At 64.5% G+C, this 17,171-nt stretch carries 17 protein-coding genes; 7 read left to right on the top strand and 10 right to left on the bottom strand.

What is annotated here, in order from left to right; all coding sequences use genetic code 11:
* Window positions 1-22 precede the first annotated feature (22 nt).
* The 6 genes from AB5K84_RS34875 to AB5K84_RS34850 form a co-directional block, all read right to left on the bottom strand.
* On the bottom strand, window positions 23-232 hold the full coding sequence (locus AB5K84_RS34875) for a YodC family protein (RefSeq protein WP_011085266.1): 210 nt from the start codon (window positions 230-232) through the stop codon (window positions 23-25).
* 349 nt (window positions 233-581) lie between these two features.
* Window positions 582-1,328 (bottom strand): HAD family hydrolase, encoded by a 747-nt coding sequence (locus AB5K84_RS34870; protein ID WP_083860181.1) that lies wholly within the window; start codon window positions 1,326-1,328, stop codon window positions 582-584.
* The gene (gene hemF / locus AB5K84_RS34865; RefSeq protein ID WP_028175030.1) at window positions 1,319-2,206 is read right to left on the bottom strand and encodes an oxygen-dependent coproporphyrinogen oxidase; all 888 of its coding nucleotides are present in this window, start codon (window positions 2,204-2,206) and stop codon (window positions 1,319-1,321) included. Before hemF ends, AB5K84_RS34870 begins: the two co-directional genes overlap by 10 nt.
* Before the next feature lie 119 nt (window positions 2,207-2,325).
* Window positions 2,326-2,691, bottom strand: coding sequence for a 6-pyruvoyl trahydropterin synthase family protein (locus AB5K84_RS34860; protein ID WP_011085269.1), 366 nt, complete (start codon window positions 2,689-2,691; stop codon window positions 2,326-2,328).
* A gap of 17 nt (window positions 2,692-2,708) precedes the next feature.
* Window positions 2,709-3,341: a 7-carboxy-7-deazaguanine synthase gene (queE, locus tag AB5K84_RS34855; protein ID WP_011085270.1), complete on the bottom strand. Its 633-nt coding sequence runs from the start codon at window positions 3,339-3,341 to the stop codon at window positions 2,709-2,711.
* Between the two features lie 18 nt (window positions 3,342-3,359).
* Window positions 3,360-3,818: a tRNA (cytidine(34)-2'-O)-methyltransferase gene (locus tag AB5K84_RS34850; RefSeq protein WP_011085271.1), complete on the bottom strand. Its 459-nt coding sequence runs from the start codon at window positions 3,816-3,818 to the stop codon at window positions 3,360-3,362.
* Window positions 3,819-4,095: 277 nt separating this feature from the next.
* Between AB5K84_RS34850 and petA the strand changes: the two genes are divergently transcribed.
* From petA to AB5K84_RS34815, 7 genes are all read left to right on the top strand, one after another.
* The gene (gene petA / locus AB5K84_RS34845; protein WP_011085272.1) at window positions 4,096-4,626 is read left to right on the top strand and encodes a ubiquinol-cytochrome c reductase iron-sulfur subunit; all 531 of its coding nucleotides are present in this window, start codon (window positions 4,096-4,098) and stop codon (window positions 4,624-4,626) included.
* 62 nt (window positions 4,627-4,688) lie between these two features.
* The gene (fbcH, locus tag AB5K84_RS34840; protein ID WP_011085273.1) at window positions 4,689-6,752 is read left to right on the top strand and encodes a cytochrome b/c1; all 2,064 of its coding nucleotides are present in this window, start codon (window positions 4,689-4,691) and stop codon (window positions 6,750-6,752) included.
* A gap of 210 nt (window positions 6,753-6,962) precedes the next feature.
* Complete coding sequence (locus AB5K84_RS34835) at window positions 6,963-7,637, top strand: dienelactone hydrolase family protein (RefSeq protein WP_011085274.1); 675 nt, start codon at window positions 6,963-6,965, stop codon at window positions 7,635-7,637.
* Between the two features lie 120 nt (window positions 7,638-7,757).
* Window positions 7,758-8,960, top strand: coding sequence for a DMP19 family protein (locus AB5K84_RS34830; protein ID WP_236842198.1), 1,203 nt, complete (start codon window positions 7,758-7,760; stop codon window positions 8,958-8,960).
* Window positions 8,961-9,209: 249 nt separating this feature from the next.
* Complete coding sequence (locus AB5K84_RS34825) at window positions 9,210-11,375, top strand: anthranilate synthase component I (RefSeq protein WP_011085276.1); 2,166 nt, start codon at window positions 9,210-9,212, stop codon at window positions 11,373-11,375.
* Between the two features lie 9 nt (window positions 11,376-11,384).
* Window positions 11,385-11,924: an adenine phosphoribosyltransferase gene (locus AB5K84_RS34820; protein WP_011085277.1), complete on the top strand. Its 540-nt coding sequence runs from the start codon at window positions 11,385-11,387 to the stop codon at window positions 11,922-11,924.
* Between the two features lie 258 nt (window positions 11,925-12,182).
* On the top strand, window positions 12,183-13,529 hold the full coding sequence (locus AB5K84_RS34815) for an IS5-like element ISBj5_B family transposase (RefSeq protein ID WP_011084757.1): 1,347 nt from the start codon (window positions 12,183-12,185) through the stop codon (window positions 13,527-13,529).
* Between the two features lie 39 nt (window positions 13,530-13,568).
* On the opposite strand, the gene AB5K84_RS34810 is transcribed toward AB5K84_RS34815, so the two are convergent.
* The 4 genes from AB5K84_RS34810 to AB5K84_RS34795 all read right to left on the bottom strand — a co-directional run bounded on the left by AB5K84_RS34810 (window position 13,569) and on the right by AB5K84_RS34795 (window position 17,158).
* Entirely contained in the window at window positions 13,569-14,237 is a 669-nt protein-coding gene (locus AB5K84_RS34810; RefSeq protein ID WP_038967970.1) for a hypothetical protein, read from the bottom strand.
* A gap of 62 nt (window positions 14,238-14,299) precedes the next feature.
* Entirely contained in the window at window positions 14,300-15,052 is a 753-nt protein-coding gene (locus tag AB5K84_RS34805) for a hypothetical protein (RefSeq protein WP_011085279.1), read from the bottom strand.
* 185 nt (window positions 15,053-15,237) lie between these two features.
* On the bottom strand, window positions 15,238-16,452 hold the full coding sequence (locus AB5K84_RS34800) for a M48 family metallopeptidase (RefSeq protein ID WP_011085280.1): 1,215 nt from the start codon (window positions 16,450-16,452) through the stop codon (window positions 15,238-15,240).
* 145 nt (window positions 16,453-16,597) lie between these two features.
* A complete protein-coding gene (locus AB5K84_RS34795; RefSeq protein ID WP_011085281.1) occupies window positions 16,598-17,158 on the bottom strand; it encodes a LemA family protein in 561 nt (186 codons plus the stop codon).
* Window positions 17,159-17,171 lie beyond the last annotated feature (13 nt).

Here is a 17,171-nt window from a genome sequence, read left to right as displayed (position 1 = left end):
TAGGACGCGGCCTTAGCCGCGCCTATTCCTCGTCTTCGTCGTCCTCGTCCTCTTCTTCATCCTCGTCCACCTCTTCCAGGTGTTCGAGCACGGCGAGCGGCAGCGTCTCGCGAAACAGGTCGCCTTCCACGCCCATCCAGAGGCAGATCACGTCGTCGCCTTTGACTTCCGCGACGGTCAGCGGCTGGCCGCCGGATTTGAGCATGACGATATCGCCGGCTTTCAGTTCCATGGATGGTCCTTTCGGGTTGATTGACTTGAGAGGCTAGCAAGCCGGCATGACACGCCGATCACGGACTGCGGGATCAGTGGATGTGCTGCGGCAGCGCGCATCCGCTGCCAAGGCTGCTGAAACGCCGACGACGGAGCTTCAGGCCGGGAGCGGGACCATGACGGAGGCAAGGGCGCCTGCGCGATGGGTTGCGCAGGGGCTTGTCTGTCCCATGCGCCGCGATGATGGCATCATGCGCCTGTTTCGCCCGACGGGTCAAACGGTTTCGTAAAATCCGTAAGCCGTTGATTTTGCTGCAGCCGGCTACTGTGCATGGGGTTGTTTTTCGCGTTTTTGTTTCGCGCCCTGGTTACGACCGGTCCGGCACCAGCTCGGTCAGCGAGCGGATGATGCGATCGGGCCTCACGGTCGAGCCTTCGGGCAGGCCGTCGCCATGCACGTCGATCCAGATCGAATAGATGCCGAGGCGCTGCGGCGTCACGACTTCCCATTCGAGGTTGTCGCCGATCATCCAGGTGTCATCAGCGGCGACGCCGAGGGTCTCCATCGCGTGCAGATAGGCGCGCTCCTCCGGCTTGCCGAAGCCGTGCTCGCCCTCGATCTGGATGTGGTGGAAGCGGTGCGCGAGCTCGAAGCGCTCGACCTTGGCGCGCTGGGTGTCGGCGGCGCCGTTGGTCACCAATGCGAGCTTGATGCCGAGCGCCTTCAACTTGTCGATCGCCTCATGCGCGCCGGGGAAGACGAACATCTCCTCCTCGCGATAGGCGGTGAAGCGGTCCGCGAGGCGGACGGCGAGATCATCTGGCAGGGCGCGGTGGCCGGCGGCCGCGAGCGCGGCGAAGCCGCCCTTGACCGTGAGGTGCCGGGCCTCGGCGAGCTTCATCCGCCAGGCGGCTTCCGCATTGGCCCAGAATTTTCGCGCGAAAGCCAGGACCGCGGTCGCGACCTCTCGCGGCGGCAGCGGCGCAAGCTCCTCGGCAAACTCGTTCGCGATCGTGTTCCAGGCGATCTCGGGCCGGCCATAGGCCGACAGGATGGTGTCGTCCATGTCGATCAGCATGGCGCGGGGGAGCGGCCTCATGATGGTCATGGCCATTTCACCTCCGGCGGCAGCGACGACAGGATCGAATCCACATTGCCGCCGGTCTTGAGCCCGAAGATGGTGCCGCGATCGTAGAGCAGGTTGAACTCGACATAGCGGCCGCGCCGGATCAGTTGCTCCTCGCGGTCCGCAGCGGTCCAGGCGCTCGCGAAATTGCGCCTGACGATATCAGGGTAGATCTTCAGGAAGGCGCGGCCGACGTCCTGGGTGAAGGCGAGGTCGGCGTCCCAGTCGCCGCTGTCGTGCCAGTCGTAGAAGATGCCGCCGATGCCGCGCGCCTCTTTGCGGTGCGGCAGGTAGAAATACTCGTCGCACCATTTCTTGTACTTGTCGTAATCGGCAACGCCGTTCGGCTGCACGCAGGCCTCTTTCATCGCGGCGTGGAAGGCGATGCTGTCGGCGTCGTCCTGCGTGCGCCGGCGATCCAGCACCGGCGTGAGATCGGCGCCGCCGCCGAACCAGGCCTTGGTGGTGACGACGAAGCGCGTGTTCATGTGCACGGCGGGCACGTGCGGATTGCGTAAGTGCGCGATCAGCGAGATGCCGGAGGCCCAGAACCGCGGATCGTCCGCCGCGCCCGGAATCTGAGCGCGAAACTCGGGCGCGAACTCGCCGTGCACGGTCGAGCAATGCACGCCGACCTTCTCGAACAGCCGGCCCGACATCATCGACATCACACCGCCGCCGCCGGCCGCACCGCTATGATCGGTGCGCTGCCAGGGCGTCCGCGTGAAGCGGCCAGCCTCGCCCGGATAGAGGCCTTGCGGGGCGTCGTCCTCCAGCCGCTCGAAGCTCGCGCAGATGTCGTCGCGCAAAGCTTCGAACCAGGCGCGGGCGCGCGTCTTGCGGTCTTCGATTGTCGAAACGTCCATATTCAATTCCCGAACGGACCTGCCGTAGGGTGGGCAAAGGCGCCCTTGCGCCGTGCCCACCATCTATCACCATTTGTCTTGATTGGTGGGCACGCTACGCTTTGCCCACCCTACGAAATCTAACCTTGCGGACCGTAATAGGTGCAGCTCTCGTTGCAACTGTCGCGATGGATGCTGACGCGGGTGAGCTTGCCGATATGCTGTAGCCGCTCCCAGACGAAGCGCGACAGGTTTTCCAGCGTCGGCTTGCCCAGCGCCTCGATCTTGTTGAGGAACTTGTGGTCGAGCGTCAGGCGCACATCCTCGATGGCGCGCTGGAGCAGGCCGAGATCGACCACCATGCCGGTCTCAGGGTCGGGCGTGCCGCGCACAGTCACCTCGGCGCGGAAGGAGTGGCCGTGGATCTCTTCGCTGGCTGCGCCAAAGGTCGTTCCCGACAGCGAATGCGCCGCCTCGAAGCGGAACGATTTCGTCAATTCCCACATCTGTTCGAAAACCAATCCTATCTGATGCCGAGCGATTTATGCGTCTGCACGCTCAGCCGCCATTGCGGATGGCGCAGGCAGTAGTCGATCGCGCGCGCGGTGTTCTCGGCAACCTCGGGCCCGTCCATCGGCTGCAGCGAGAAACGCTCGAAGGCGAGGCCCTCGAAGGTTTCCGGCGCGGCGAGCGCCTGCGGATAGACCAGCTTCAGCTCGTGGCCGCGGCGCAGCACCAGCTCGCTGCCGCCCTTGGGGCTGACGCAGATCCAGTCGAGGCCATCCGGTGCGGCAATCGTGCCGTTGGTCTCGACGCCGATCTCGAAGCCTCGCGCATGCAGCGCATCGATCAGCGCGTCGTCGACCTGGAGCAGCGGCTCGCCGCCGGTGAGCACCACGTAGCGGTTGTCGTTGGAGGCGGTCCATTGCGCCGCGATGGTGTCGGCGAGCTCCACGGCCGACGCGTAGCGGCCGCCGAGCGTGCCGTCGGTGCCGACGAAATCGGTGTCGCAGAACTTGCAGGTCGCGTCCTGACGGTCGGCCTCGCGCCCGCTCCACAAATTGCAGCCGGCAAAGCGGCAGAACACGGACGCGCGCCCGGCATGGGCGCCTTCGCCTTGCAGGGTCAGGAAGATTTCCTTGACCGCGTAACTCAATGGTCTCTCCTCAACATATCAACCTTGCGGGTTCCGGATCTGCCGCAGCGCCTCGCCTGCGGCCATCGCCGCGGTCATGGCGACATTGAGCGACCGCAGTCCCGGGGCGATCGGGATCACCAGCCGCGCATCCGCGGCCTCGACCACCGCGTCGGTGACGCCGGCGCTCTCGCGCCCGAATAGCAGGATGTCCGACGTCTGGTAACGGAAATCGCGGTAGTCGGTGGCAGCCTTCGTGGTGAACAGCAGCAGCCGGCAGCCCTGTGCCGCGCGCCACTCCTCGAATTGCGGCCAGGAGACATGGCGGGTGATGCTGACTTGGTCGAGGTAATCCATTCCCGCCCGGCGGAAATGCCGGTCGGAGACGGGGAACCCTGCCGGTTCGATGATGTGGGCGGCCAGCCCAAGGCAGGCGCAGAGCCTGAGAATCGTGCCGGTGTTCTGGGGGATGTCGGGCTGGAAGAGCGCTATCTGCATGGGCGGCGGCGGGTTGGTTGTGGGCCGGAAATGTCTCAATAAAACATCGCTGGCCGCGGAATTCGTGCATTGCACGCTTCCCCGCCGTTAGCGGGCTTGCGCTCGCCCGGCAAGGGTGCCAATAGAACGATTCTGGACTGCTGTTTTCGCTTGTTTTGGCGGGGACAAGCGAAGTTCTGCCGCCGCGGGGGGTCGCGGGCGCCGGCAGCCAGTTCTGGGGACCTTGGGGGCCCCCGGAGCGGTTCCACCGGTAGCATAAGAAGAAAGGGTTGGAATCGTGACGACAGCGTCTTCGGCGGACCATCCGACACGCCGTGATTTCTTATTCGTTGCAACGGGGGCAGCTGCAGCAGTAGGGGGCGCAGCTGCGCTCTGGCCCTTCATCTCCCAAATGAATCCTGATGCCTCGACCATCGCGGCCGGTGCGCCGATCGAGGTCGATCTCAGCCCGATCGCCGAGGGCCAGGACATCAAGGTATTCTGGCGCGGCAAGCCGATCTACATCAGCCACCGCACCAAGAAGCAGATCGACGAGGCGCGCGCCGTCAACGTGGCGAGCCTGCCCGATCCGCAGAGCGACGAGGCCCGGGTCAAGTCCGGCCATGAGCAGTGGCTGGTCGTGATCGGTATCTGCACCCATCTCGGCTGCATCCCGATCGCTCATGAGGGCAACTACGACGGGTTCTTCTGCCCCTGCCATGGTTCGCAGTACGATTCGTCCGGCCGCATCCGTCAGGGGCCCGCGCCCGCGAACCTGCCGGTGCCGCCGTACCAGTTCGTTTCCGACACCAAAATCCAGATCGGCTGAGCTTCGGACCCTTGTCCGAAGCTTCGCGCCGTCTCGTCGTATTATTTCCTCAGGATCGCATCATGAGCGGACCATCCGACTACCAGCCGAGCAATCCGGCCCTGCAATGGATCGAGCGGCGCCTGCCGATCCTCGGCCTCATGCACTCCTCCTTCGTCGCCTACCCCACTCCGCGCAATCTGAACTACTGGTGGACGTTCGGCGCCATCCTCTCCTTCATGCTGGGGATGCAGATCCTGACCGGCGTGATCCTGGCGATGCACTACACGCCGCATGCCGATCTCGCCTTCAAGTCGGTCGAGCTGATCGTCCGCGACGTCAACTACGGCTGGCTGCTGCGCAACATGCATGCCTGTGGCGCGTCGATGTTCTTCTTCGCGGTCTACGTCCACATGCTGCGCGGCCTCTATTACGGTTCCTACAAGGAGCCGCGTGAGGTGCTGTGGATCCTCGGCGTCATCATCTACCTCCTGATGATGGCGACCGGCTTCATGGGCTACGTGCTCCCCTGGGGCCAGATGAGCTTCTGGGGGGCCACCGTCATCACCAACCTGTTCTCCGCCATTCCCTATTTCGGCGAGAGCATCGTGACGCTGCTGTGGGGCGGCTATTCGGTCGGCAATCCGACGCTGAACCGCTTCTTCTCGCTGCATTATCTGCTACCGTTCCTGATCGCGGGCGTCGTCGTGCTCCACGTCTGGGCGCTGCATGTCGCCGGCCAGAACAATCCTGAGGGCGTCGAGCCGAAATCGGAAAAGGACACGGTGCCGTTCACGCCGCATGCCACCATCAAGGACATGTTCGGCGTCGCCTGCTTCCTGCTGCTCTACGCCTGGTTCATCTTCTACATGCCGAACTATCTCGGCGACGCCGACAACTACATTCCGGCGAATCCGGGCGTGACGCCGCCGCACATCGTGCCGGAATGGTATTACCTGCCGTTCTACGCGATCCTGCGCTCGATCCCGAACAAGCTCGCGGGCGTGATCGGGATGTTCTCGGCGATCATCATCCTGTGCTTCCTGCCCTGGCTCGATGCCGCCAAGACCAGGTCGTCGAAGTACCGCCCCCTGGCCAAGCAGTTCTTCTGGATCTTCGTCGCGGTCTGCATCCTGCTCGGCTATCTCGGTGCGCAGCCGCCGGAAGGCATCTACGTGATCGCCGGCCGGGTCCTGACGGTCTGCTACTTCGCCTATTTCCTGATCGTGCTGCCGCTGCTCTCGCGCATCGAGACGCCGCGGCCGGTGCCGAACTCGATCTCGGAGGCGATCCTCGCCAAGGGCGGCAAGGCGGTGGCCTCCGTCGCCATCGCGCTCGTCGCCGCCGGCGCGCTGTTCCTCGGCAGCTTGCAGGACGCGCGCGCCAACGAAGGCAGCGACAAGCCGCCGGGCAACAAATGGTCGTTCGCCGGTCCCTTCGGCAAGTTCGACCGCGGCGCGCTCCAGCGCGGCCTGAAGGTCTACAAGGAAGTCTGCGCCAGCTGCCACGGCCTGTCCTACATCGCCTTCCGCAACCTCGCGGAAGCCGGCGGCCCCAGCTATTCGGTGGCGCAGGTGGCGGCGTTCGCGTCGGATTACAAGATCAAGGACGGTCCGAACGATGCCGGTGACATGTTCGAGCGCCCGGGCCGGCCGGCCGACTACTTCCCCTCGCCATTTCCGAACGAGCAGGCAGCCCGTGCGGCGAACGGCGGTGCGGCGCCGCCCGACCTGTCGCTGATCACCAAGGCGCGCTCCTACGGCCGCGGCTTCCCCTGGTTCATCTTCGACTTCTTCACCCAGTACCAGGAGCAGGGCCCGGACTACGTCTCGGCGGTGCTCCAGGGTTTTGAGGAGAAGGTGCCGGAGGGTGTGACCATTCCGGAGGGCTCCTACTACAACAAGTACTTCCCGGGCCACGCCATCAAGATGCCGAAGCCGCTCAGCGACGGCCAGGTCACCTATGACGACGGCTCGCCGGCCACGGTCGCGCAATATTCCAAGGACGTCACCACGTTCCTGATGTGGACCGCCGAGCCGCACATGGAAGCGCGCAAGCGCCTGGGCTTCCAGGTGTTCGTGTTCCTGATCATCTTCGCCGGCCTGATGTACTTCACCAAGAAGAAGGTCTGGGCCGACTCGCACTGAGCGGCGCGAGACGAGAATGAAAAGGCCCCCGCTAGGGGGCTTTTTTGTTGCCGTCATTCCGGGACGATGCGTAAGCATCGAGCCCGGAATCTCGAGATTCCGGGTTCGCACTTCGTGCGCGCCGGAATGACGGGACTGTGGATTGCGCCGCGCGCCCCCAGCGGCCAAAATGCCGCCAATCGCTCCCTCAGAAACTCACCGGAGGACATCATGGGAACCGCCATCACCTTCAAGCGCCCGGACGGCAAGGACGCATCGGGCTATCTCGCCAATGCCGCGCGCGGCAACGCGCCGGGCGTGGTCGTGATCCAGGAATGGTGGGGGCTGTCGGACCAGATCAAGGGCCTGTGCGACCGCTTTGCGCTGGCCGGCTTCGACGCGCTCGCGCCCGACCTCTACAAGGGCAAGGTGGTGCCGTATCACGACATGGAGAGCGCCAACAAGGAAATGAACTCGCTCGACTTCATGGACGCCACCACGCAGACCGTGCGCGGCGCCACGCAATATTTGTCGCGCAACGGCGCCAAGGTCGGGCTGACAGGCTTCTGCCTCGGCGGCGCCGTCACCATCATCGGCGCGACCAAGATCCCGGAGCTTGCGGCCGGCGTCGTGTTCTACGGCATTCCGCCGGAGCAGGCGGCCAAGCCCGCCGACGTCAAGATTCCGCTCCAGGCCCATTTCGCCAACAAGGACGATTGGTGCACGCCGGAGCTGGTCAACGGCTTCGAGAAGGCGATGAAGGCCGCCGGCAAGTCGCTGGAGCTGTTCCGCTATGACGCCGAGCACGCCTTCGTCAACGAGCAGCGCCAGGCCGTGCACGACCGCGAAGCCGCCGAGCTCGCCTGGGGCAGGGCGACGGAGTTCTTCCGGAAGCATCTGGGGTAACGGGGGCGGCCTGCGGCGCGAGCCAACTAACGTCTCTTGCTGGACCACGACTGCAATTGCCTTTTGCAACTATAAGCCGTAGTTGCATGGCGTTTCGCCATGGTGAACGTGGGAGGCGTAATGATCGAAGGAAGCCGGTTAACAACAGTTGTCGTGTCTCTCGATGCGCTGGAGGCGGCTCAAGCACCTGAGAAGGCTGACTACCTGACCGAGGCGGTGGTCTACTACGTCAATGAAATTCAACGCGTCGGCGTCTACAAGGGACGTGAACTGCCGGCTGTGGCCATGCAGGCCTATCACGCCGACTACTATCTCGCTCAGGTCAACAACGGCGGTCACAGTCAGTTCATCGGTAACACGGGCGTTGCGATGCTGCCGACGACATCTGGCGATGCGCTCGCTGGACTGAAGGCTATGGGAGCGGCCGCGCAACACCAGATCCTGCAGGAAATGATGGACTGGGTGAAAGCCAATACCGGCGAGGCTGCACTGCAAAACGGCTTCGGAGAGCGCGCCGCGCCGCTCGATGCGCTTGACCGTCGCTTCTATGAGGCCGAACGACAGCAACCAATGACGCAGCTGGCAGCCCGGTGGATCGCGAACTGGCCCGAATTGCGCGCCGTAGCCAAGCAGCAATACGCATCCGAAATCCAGCGGCTTGCGCAACTTAATCCGCATCTGTCGCAGCGACGGATCTGGCGAGGCGTTCGCCAGATCCGCTTCCAGATGACTGACCGCTTGCAAATCACGGTCGCCGCAGCATGCGGGGCGGTGGCGCCCGAGCCAGAGCTCAAGCTCATGGTTCTTGCAGGAAGCAGTATGGAGGTGGAAGGGCAGCAATGCATGGCCTTCGGCGTTAAGACAGACAAGGGCGCGCGACTCTGCGTTTATGAGGATGCGGGTGGACAACTTTATGAGTACGGCCCGGGCAGCCAGAGCCCGAAGCCTGCGGAAATGCATGAAATTTTGAAGAGCTTTCCGCCATCACTGGTGGGCGGGCGGCTATCTGTTGTGGGGGCTGACGCGATCCGGAATTTCTCGAGGATCGCCGAGCAAAACCTTGCAGCCGAAGCCATCGACCTGCTGTTGCGGAAGTCGGGTCTGGATCCGACCGCGATGATCACGGCGTTGGACGTGAGCGACGACCGGGCGGCATGGCATGCGGTCACAGGGAAGACCTGCGTTTTGATTGAAACCTTGGGCGACCGCGCCAACATGATCGGACCTGACGGCAGGCCCGCGCTCACGGTCACGCGGGCCGAAATCGAACGACATGCCGCGGAGGCGGCTGTGGGGCGCGACAGCCTGGAGATCCAGGCATAAGCCGCAACGCGATCCGCGCCATTTTGGTGATCGAGGCCGCCCGGCCGCCCTTGACGCCGTCCCCGCGCCATGGTGAGTATCCGCCCATGAGCACCGCCGTCCGCCCAGCCCGTCTTTGGTGGCGCACCTCCTAAGAGGTGGCCGGTGCGATTTCTTTTCCCAAAATCGTCGAAGGTCGCCCACGCAGTGCGGCGGCCTGATCGTTTGTCCTGTGTGGCGTTCCCTCGGCAAGTTTCGTAAGAGGACGACATGAACAGGACAGTCTTTGCCCTCCCGGCCAGAAGCGATTACGTGACCCGCGGCGGTCTCGCGATCACGCGCGTGGCGGAGCAGTTTACCGGCGGCGCGAGCCGGCTCGACGATCTCGTCAACCTGCTCGACCGCCGCCGCGGCGTGGTGCTGTCCTCGGGCACGACCGTGCCGGGCCGCTACGAGAGCTTCGACCTCGGCTTCTCCGATCCGCCGCTCAAGCTCGAGACCACAGGCGTCAATTTCAAGCTGGAAGCCCTGAACGAGCGCGGCCAGGTGCTGATCGCCTTCCTTGCCGATGTCCTGCGCGAGCCCTGCGTGGTGATATCCGAAAAGACCGCTTCGCGCCTCGCCGGCCACATCATCCGCGGCGATGCCCCGGTCGAGGAAGACCAGCGCACCCGGCGCGCCAGCGTGGTGTCGCTGGTGCGCGACCTCGTCGCCGCCTTCTCCGCCAATGACGACGGGCTGCTCGGCCTGTTCGGCGCCTTCGCCTACGATCTCGTGTTCCAGATCGAGGATCTCGTGCAGAAGCGCGCGCGCGAGAGCGACCAGCGCGACATCGTGCTCTACGTTCCCGATCGCCTGCTGGCCTATGACCGCGCCACCGGCCGCGGCGTCGTGCTCAGCTACGACTTCACGTGGAAGGGCAGATCCACCGAGGGCCTGCCGCGCGAGACCGCCGACAGCCCGTACATGAAGACACCGCGCCAGGGCTTTGCCGATCATGCGCCCGGCGAATACCAGGCCACCGTCGAGACCGCGCGCGCGGCCTTTGCCCGCGGCGATCTGTTCGAGGCCGTGCCGGGCCAGCTGTTCGCCGAGCCCTGCGATCGTTCTCCGGCGGAAGTGTTCCAGCGCCTCTGTGTCATCAACCCGTCGCCCTACGGCGCGCTGATGAATCTCGGCGACGGCGAGTTTCTCGTCTCCGCCTCGCCCGAGATGTTCGTGCGTTCGGACGGCCGCCGCGTCGAGACCTGCCCGATCTCGGGCACCATCGCGCGCGGCACCGATGCGATCGGCGATGCCGAGCAGATCCGCCAGCTCCTGAATTCGGAGAAGGACGAGTTCGAGCTCAACATGTGCACCGACGTTGATCGCAACGACAAGGCGCGCGTCTGCGTCCCCGGCACCATCAAGGTGCTGGCGCGCCGGCAGATCGAGACCTACTCAAAACTGTTCCACACCGTCGACCACGTCGAGGGCATGCTGCGTCCCGGCTTCGACGCGCTCGATGCCTTCCTCACCCATGCCTGGGCCGTCACCGTGACAGGTGCGCCGAAGCTCTGGGCGATGCAGTTCGTCGAGGATCACGAGCGGTCGCCGCGGCGCTGGTATGCGGGTGCGATCGGCGCGGTGAATTTCGACGGCAGCATCAATACCGGCCTCACCATCCGCACCATCCGCATGAAGGATGGTCTCGCCGAGGTGCGCGTCGGCGCCACCTGCCTGTTCGATTCCGATCCCGCTGCCGAGGACCGCGAATGCCAGGTCAAGGCGGCGGCGCTGTTCCAGGCGCTGCGCGGCGATCCGCCAAAACCGCTCTCGACCTTTGCGCCCGATGCGACCGGAAGCGGCAAGCGGGTGCTGCTGATCGACCACGACGACAGCTTCGTGCACATGCTCGCCGACTATTTCCGCCAGGTCGGCGCCAGCGTCACCGTGGTCCGCTATGTGCATGCGCTCGACATGCTCAAGCAGAAGAGGTGGGATTTGCTGGTGCTGTCGCCCGGCCCGGGCAGGCCCGAAGATTTCGGGATCAGGAAGACGATCGATGCGGCGCTGGAGAACAAGCTGCCGGTGTTCGGCGTCTGCCTCGGCGTGCAGGCGATCGGCGAATATTTTGGCGGCGAGCTCGGCCAGCTCACGCATCCCGCCCACGGCCGGCCCTCGCGGGTGCAGGTGCGCGGCGGCCGCCTGATGCGCAATTTGCCGAGCGAGATCGTGATCGGCCGCTATCACTCGCTCTATGTCGAGCGCGACAGCATGCCGGAGGTTTTGTCCGTCACCGCCAGCACCGAGGACGGCGTCGCTATGGCGCTGGAGCACAAGACCCTGCCGGTCGCGGGCGTGCAATTCCACCCGGAGTCGCTGATGTCGCTCGGCGGCGAGGTGGGCTTGAGGATTGTCGAGAACGCGTTCCGGCTGGATGCGCGTGTTGATTGAGAGGCACCAATGACCTTTGACCACGACCTGAAGGCGAGCGTTCGCACCATTCCCGACTATCCCAAGCCGGGGATCATGTTCCGCGACATCACGACCCTGCTCGCGGATGCGCGCGCATTCCGCCGCGCCGTGGACGAGCTCGTGAACCCCTGGGCCGGCAACAAGATCGACAAGGTCGCCGGCATGGAGGCGCGGGGCTTCATCATCGGCGGCGCGGTGGCGCACCAGCTCTCCGCCGGCTTCGTGCCGATCCGCAAGAAGGGCAAGCTGCCGCACACCACTGTGCGCATCGCCTATTCGCTGGAATACGGCATCGACGAGATGGAGATGCATGTCGACGCCATCCAGCCCGGCGAGCGTGTCATCCTGGTCGACGACCTCATCGCCACCGGCGGCACCGCGGAAGGTGCGGTGAAGCTGCTGCGCCAGATCGGCGCCAATGTCGTCGCCGCCTGCTTCATCATCGACCTGCCCGAGCTCGGCGGCGCCGCCAAGCTGCGCGCCATGGACGTGCCGGTGCGCACGCTGATGACGTTCGAGGGGCATTGAGCGACGGCGGGCGCAGGATATCGCCCGGGTAAATTCTGGTCGGTGCAGGCCGAGGACGGGCTTCACCTCTCCCCGCTGGGGAGAGGTGAGTCGTCCGTGAAGAAGGACTAAGCCACTGATCGGGAATCTCGATTTGGGCTAAGGGGCATTTCCAGATTGCAAGGTTTTGATGCTTTGGGCGTCAGAACCTTGCGATTTGGTTTTCGTGGATTCCCTCGAAGCGGGAAGCATGATTCCTTGTCTGCATCGGAGGGAACGATGCGGCCGAAGAAGCACAAGACGACGGGATCGAACGATCTGTTCCGGGCTCGGCTCGACCAGATCATCAATATGAAGCACGAGCTGGTTCTGCTCGCCGGCAAGGTCGATTGGGACTGGATCGACGGCGAGATCGCGCCGCTCTACAGCGAGAACGGCAGGCCCGGGATCGAGACGCGCTTCATGATCGGTCTGCTGTTGCTCAAGCACATTTACGGGCTGTCCGATGAGGAGGTGTGCGAGCGCTGGGTCCATGACCCATACTTCCAGTTCTTCACCGGGGAAGAGTTCTTTCAGCACACGTTCCCGCACGAGCGCTCGGACCTGAGCCATTGGCGCAAGCGGCTTGGCGACAAGCTGGAGTTGCTGCTGGCCGAGAGCTTGCGGGTAGCGCACGAGGCCGGTGCATTACGCAGCCAGGACCTCAAGCGGGTTACGGTCGACACCACGGTGCAGCCGAAGGCCATCACCTTTCCGACCGATGCCAAGCTGCTGCATGCGGCCATCAAGGGGCTCAACCGCCTGGCGATCAGGCACGGCGTCAGGCTGCGGCAATCCTATGCTCGCATCGCCAAGGCCGCCGCGATGATGGCCGGCCGCTACGCCCATGCCAAACAGTTCAGGCGGCATCAGCGGCAGTTGCGTATCCTGCGTAGCCGGCTGGGCCGGATCATCCGCGACATCCGCCGCAAGATCGAAGGCCAGCCAGCACTGGAGCAGGCGTTCGCCCTCCCGCTCGGCCGGGCCACGCAGATCCGCTCGCAGCAGCAGCGCCAGCGCGGCTGGAAGCTCTATTCCTTCCATGCCCCGGAAGTGGAGTGCATCGGCAAGGGCAAGGCCAGCGCGCCTTACGAGTTCGGCGTGAAGGCCTCCATCGTCACCAACAACCGCCGGGCTCCCGGTGGCCTGTTCGTGCTGCACGCCAGCGCACTGCCCGACAACCCCTACGACGGTCACACCTTGCGGGACGTCATTGACCGCACCGAGACACTCACCGGCTGTCCGATCGAGCGGGCCTATGTCGACAAGGGATACCGCGGCCACGACGCACAAAATCCCCGTCGCGTCTTCATCTCCGGCCAGAAGCGCGGCGTTTTCGGTGTCATCAAGCGCGAGCTGCGCCGCCGCTCCGCCATCGAGCCCATCATCGGACACCTGAAGGCGGAAGGCCACCTCGGGCGCTGCTACCTCAAAGGCCGCGCCGGCGATGCCGCCAACGTCGTCCTCTCAGCCGTCGGACACAACTTCCGCCGCATCCTCGCCTGGCTGAGATATCTCTTGTGCCTGTTCCTGGCCCAGCTATGGCGCACGCTCGCCCGGCCAGCCTCGATCAATCCGGCTTCTTAACGGACGACAGGTGAACACCGAGTTCGCCGGCCGAGTGCTCTACGACCGCTGCAGGATCAGGCTGAGCTCGAGCTCCCGGAACGCGAGGTAGTTGCGCCGGGTCCACTGGTGCAGCTCGGTGGAGGCGTCCTTCTCCTGGCGCAGGTAGCCGGTGAAGGAGAAGTTGAGCCGGTCGATATAGGTCTTGAGGAAGCCGGGCAGGGCGGGGAGGCGGAACAGCCGGCCGCCTGCCATCGCGGCGGGCAGCTCGCCGCGGACGACGTATTCGTTGTCCACCGTGATCAGGTTCATCCGCGGGATCTGCTCGCGCAGCATCTCATGGGCGCGGGCCGAGACGCGGTCGGTGTCGGCCACGAACAGGATCTGTGGTGCGACGTGGCGGCGGGCCGCCTCCTTCAAGAGGCCGATCTCGTCGGCCATCTTGAAGAACTCGTCGAAGGCGTGGAAGCCGAGGTCGATCACCTTGGCAACCCCGTCATCGACGATGACGCGGTCCATCAGCTGCATCTTGCCGTAGGTGTCGATCACGTCGGCCGTCTCGGTGATCTTCGGCAGATAGTCGAGCAGCGACGGCTCCTTCAGGTTGACGTCGAAGGCCGCGACGTTGCCGTTCTTGAGCAGCAGGAACTCGCTCAACAGCCGCGCCAGCAGCGTCTTGCCGACCTGCGGGCGGGGCGAGCAGATGATGTAGACGGGTGTCGCGGGCATCACGAACTATTATCTGAGCGAACTCACCGCCCAATCCAGCCGTATCAGCCCGGACTCCGCAACTATTTTTCGCTGCTGCGGGCGCCGGGCTTTGAACCGACGATGTCGGTCAGGCGGATGCGGTCGAACTCGCTCCAGACATTGGCCAGCCAGTGCCGGACATAGCCGCGCAGCACGAAGGAGTAGTTGGCGGCCTCGTCGTTGATGCCCTTGTTGGCGACGAATTTCAGGAACGGGACGGAGGAGACCTCGACCTGCTCATAGGCCATTTCGTTGAGCTTGGGGATGGTCAGCTCGGTGGCGTCCTTGATGCGGTGGAAGTAGGAATTATAGGTCGCCTGGTCCCACTGGAAGAACTGGGTGTCGTTGATGAAGTTCTTGACCAGGAAATATTTTGCGCCGGTCATGAAATTCGCGGTCTCGGCGATTTCGTCCAGCGAGGCGATCGAGGGGCCGAGGATGTGGAACACCGCGAAGGTGATCTGCCCGGCCTTGGCGGCGTCGAGGAAACCGATGTCGCGCAGCGAGGCGAGCGCCGGGGAGAGCAGGCCGGCGCGGACGTCGATCACTGTGACCGACGGGCTGGTCGCGTTGAGCGTATCGAAGATCTTCATCTGATCGGCCGTCGTCGTCATGTCGACGATCTCGGTGATGCCAGGATGGAAGCGCTTCAGCGTTCCGCGCGGGGATTCCGTGTCGAAGGCGCGGGTCGGCACGTTGTTGGCGGAAAAATAATCGAGCAGGGTGCGCGATACCGTGGTCTTGCCGACCCCGCCCTTGTCCGCGCCCACCACAACCACTGCCGGCTTTGCCATTGCTGTCCCCTAACGCGCGCCCCCGATCGCGAGGTCGCAATCGGCCGGGCCCCAAATCGATGTCCCGAGTCTGCTGTTGGGCGCGAACATGGCAGAAACAAGGGAGAATTCAATTCCGCAGGCCCCGGTTGCGGCAATTCCCGAGGTTTTTCCAGATTGTCGTGAAACTGGCCATGGGCGCGCGCTTAATGGCGGCCCCAGGGCCCCATGGGATTCCCGATCGGGTTGCCGGCCGTGGTTCCGGAGGGGCTGGGCGCTGGTACGGGCGGCGGATTGGCCGGGCCGGCTGCGTCGCCCCATGGTCGCTGCGACAGCGGCGGCGGGGCGTCCTGCGGGGCTCCCTGCGCCTCGGGCTGTTCCGTCTCGTCGGTCGGGTCCGGCAGCGGACCTGGATCATGGCCGCCAGCGAACTTGACCAGCGCGTCGACCCGGGACTGCACCGACGGGTGGGTCGCAAACAGATCGGCAAAACCCTCGCGCGGATTGTCGACGCAGAGCTCCATCACCGCGGAGGTCGCGCCTGGCAGCTCGCCGCGGTTCTCGATCTTGCGCAGCGCCGAGATCATGGCATCAGGGTCTTTCGTCAGCTCGACGGAGCCAGCGTCGGCGAGATATTCGCGCGAGCGCGACAGCGCCAGCTTCACCACCTGCGACATCAGCCAGGCCACCACGATCAGCACGACCGCGATGATGATGACGATCACGGCGCCGCCCCCCGAGTTCTTGCTGTCGCTCGACGACGAGGACGACCGCGACGACGACGAACCCGAGGACCATGAGCCGCCGGAGTTCCAGCTCAAATTCGTGAACAAGCGGAAGAACAACTCGCCGAAGAAGCCGACCACGCCGGCGATGATGACGGCGACCACCATGAGCTGCACGTCGCCGTTCTTGATGTGGGTCAGCTCGTGGCCCAGTACCGCCTCGATCTCCTTGTCGTTCAGGGCGTTGAGGAGGCCGGTGGTGACGGTGATCGAATATTGCCGCGGGTTGAGGCCGGTCGCGAACGCGTTCAGCGCCGGGCTTTCCATGATCTTCAGCTTCGGCATGGTGATGCCGCGCGAGATGCAGAGGTTTTCGAGCAGATTGTAGAGCCGCGGCTCCTCCTTCCGGGTGACGTCGTGTCCGCCGGTCACGGCATCGATCATCGACTGGTGGAAGAAATAGGCGATCACGACCCAGACCGCCGTCACGACCGTCGCAACCGGCGCGGCGACTTTCAGGTCTAGGAAGGCGTGGCTCAGGTAGAAGGCGACGGTCTCATTGCCGTTGATGACGACTTCGGCGACCAGCGCGCCGGCATAGACCAGCACATAGACCAGCGCGAACAGGCCGGCGAGCAGCAGCATCGAACGTAACTTGTTCGAGGCGATGTGCGTGTAGAGACCATACGCGGCCATGGCTGCTTCCGTTAGCTCCCGTCATTCCGGGGCAGGCCGCAGGCCTGAACCCGGAATCCAGAGCTTAGTGTCTCAGGCGAGGTTCCGGGTTCGCGTCTTCGACGCGCCCCGGAACGACAAAGATGAGAAACCGGTCACGCGACAATCAGAACTTCACCTGAGGCGCGGCCTCGACCTCGGTGCGGCTGGCGCCGAGATCGAAGAAGTCCTTCTTGGTGAAGCCGAACATGCCGGCGAACAATGCGGCCGGCATCTGCTGGATGCCGGTGTTGTATTCCTGGACCGCGCTGTTGAAGAAGCGGCGGCTCGCCGCGATCTTGTTCTCGAGGTCGGAGAGCTCGCTGGCGAGCTGCTGGAAGTTGGCGTTGGCCTTGAGGTCGGGATAGGCCTCCGACAGCGCGATCAGCCGGCCGAGCGCGCCGGAGAGCTGGTTCTCGGCGGCGGACACCTGCGCCGGGCCTTGCGCCGACATCGCCGAATTGCGTGCCTTGATGACGTCGTCGAGGGTGCCGCGCTCATGCGAGGCGTAGCCCTTCACCGTCTCGACTAGGTTCGGGACCAGGTCGTGGCGTTGCTTGAGCTGCACGTCGATATCGGCAAAGGCCTGGCCCACGCGCTGGCCCAGCGCCACCAGGCGGTTGTAGGCGCTGAAGGCCAAGAACACGAGGACGACGATGACGCCGAGAACGATCCAGCCGGTCGACATGGAGAACTCCTGA

The sequence above is a fragment of the Bradyrhizobium sp. 1200_D9_N1_1 genome, from assembly GCF_052075915.1.
Lineage (GTDB): Bacteria > Pseudomonadota > Alphaproteobacteria > Rhizobiales > Xanthobacteraceae > Bradyrhizobium > Bradyrhizobium diazoefficiens.
The sequence above is the reverse complement of the archived record's forward strand: the minus strand, read 5'-3'. Positions and strand labels throughout refer to the sequence as shown.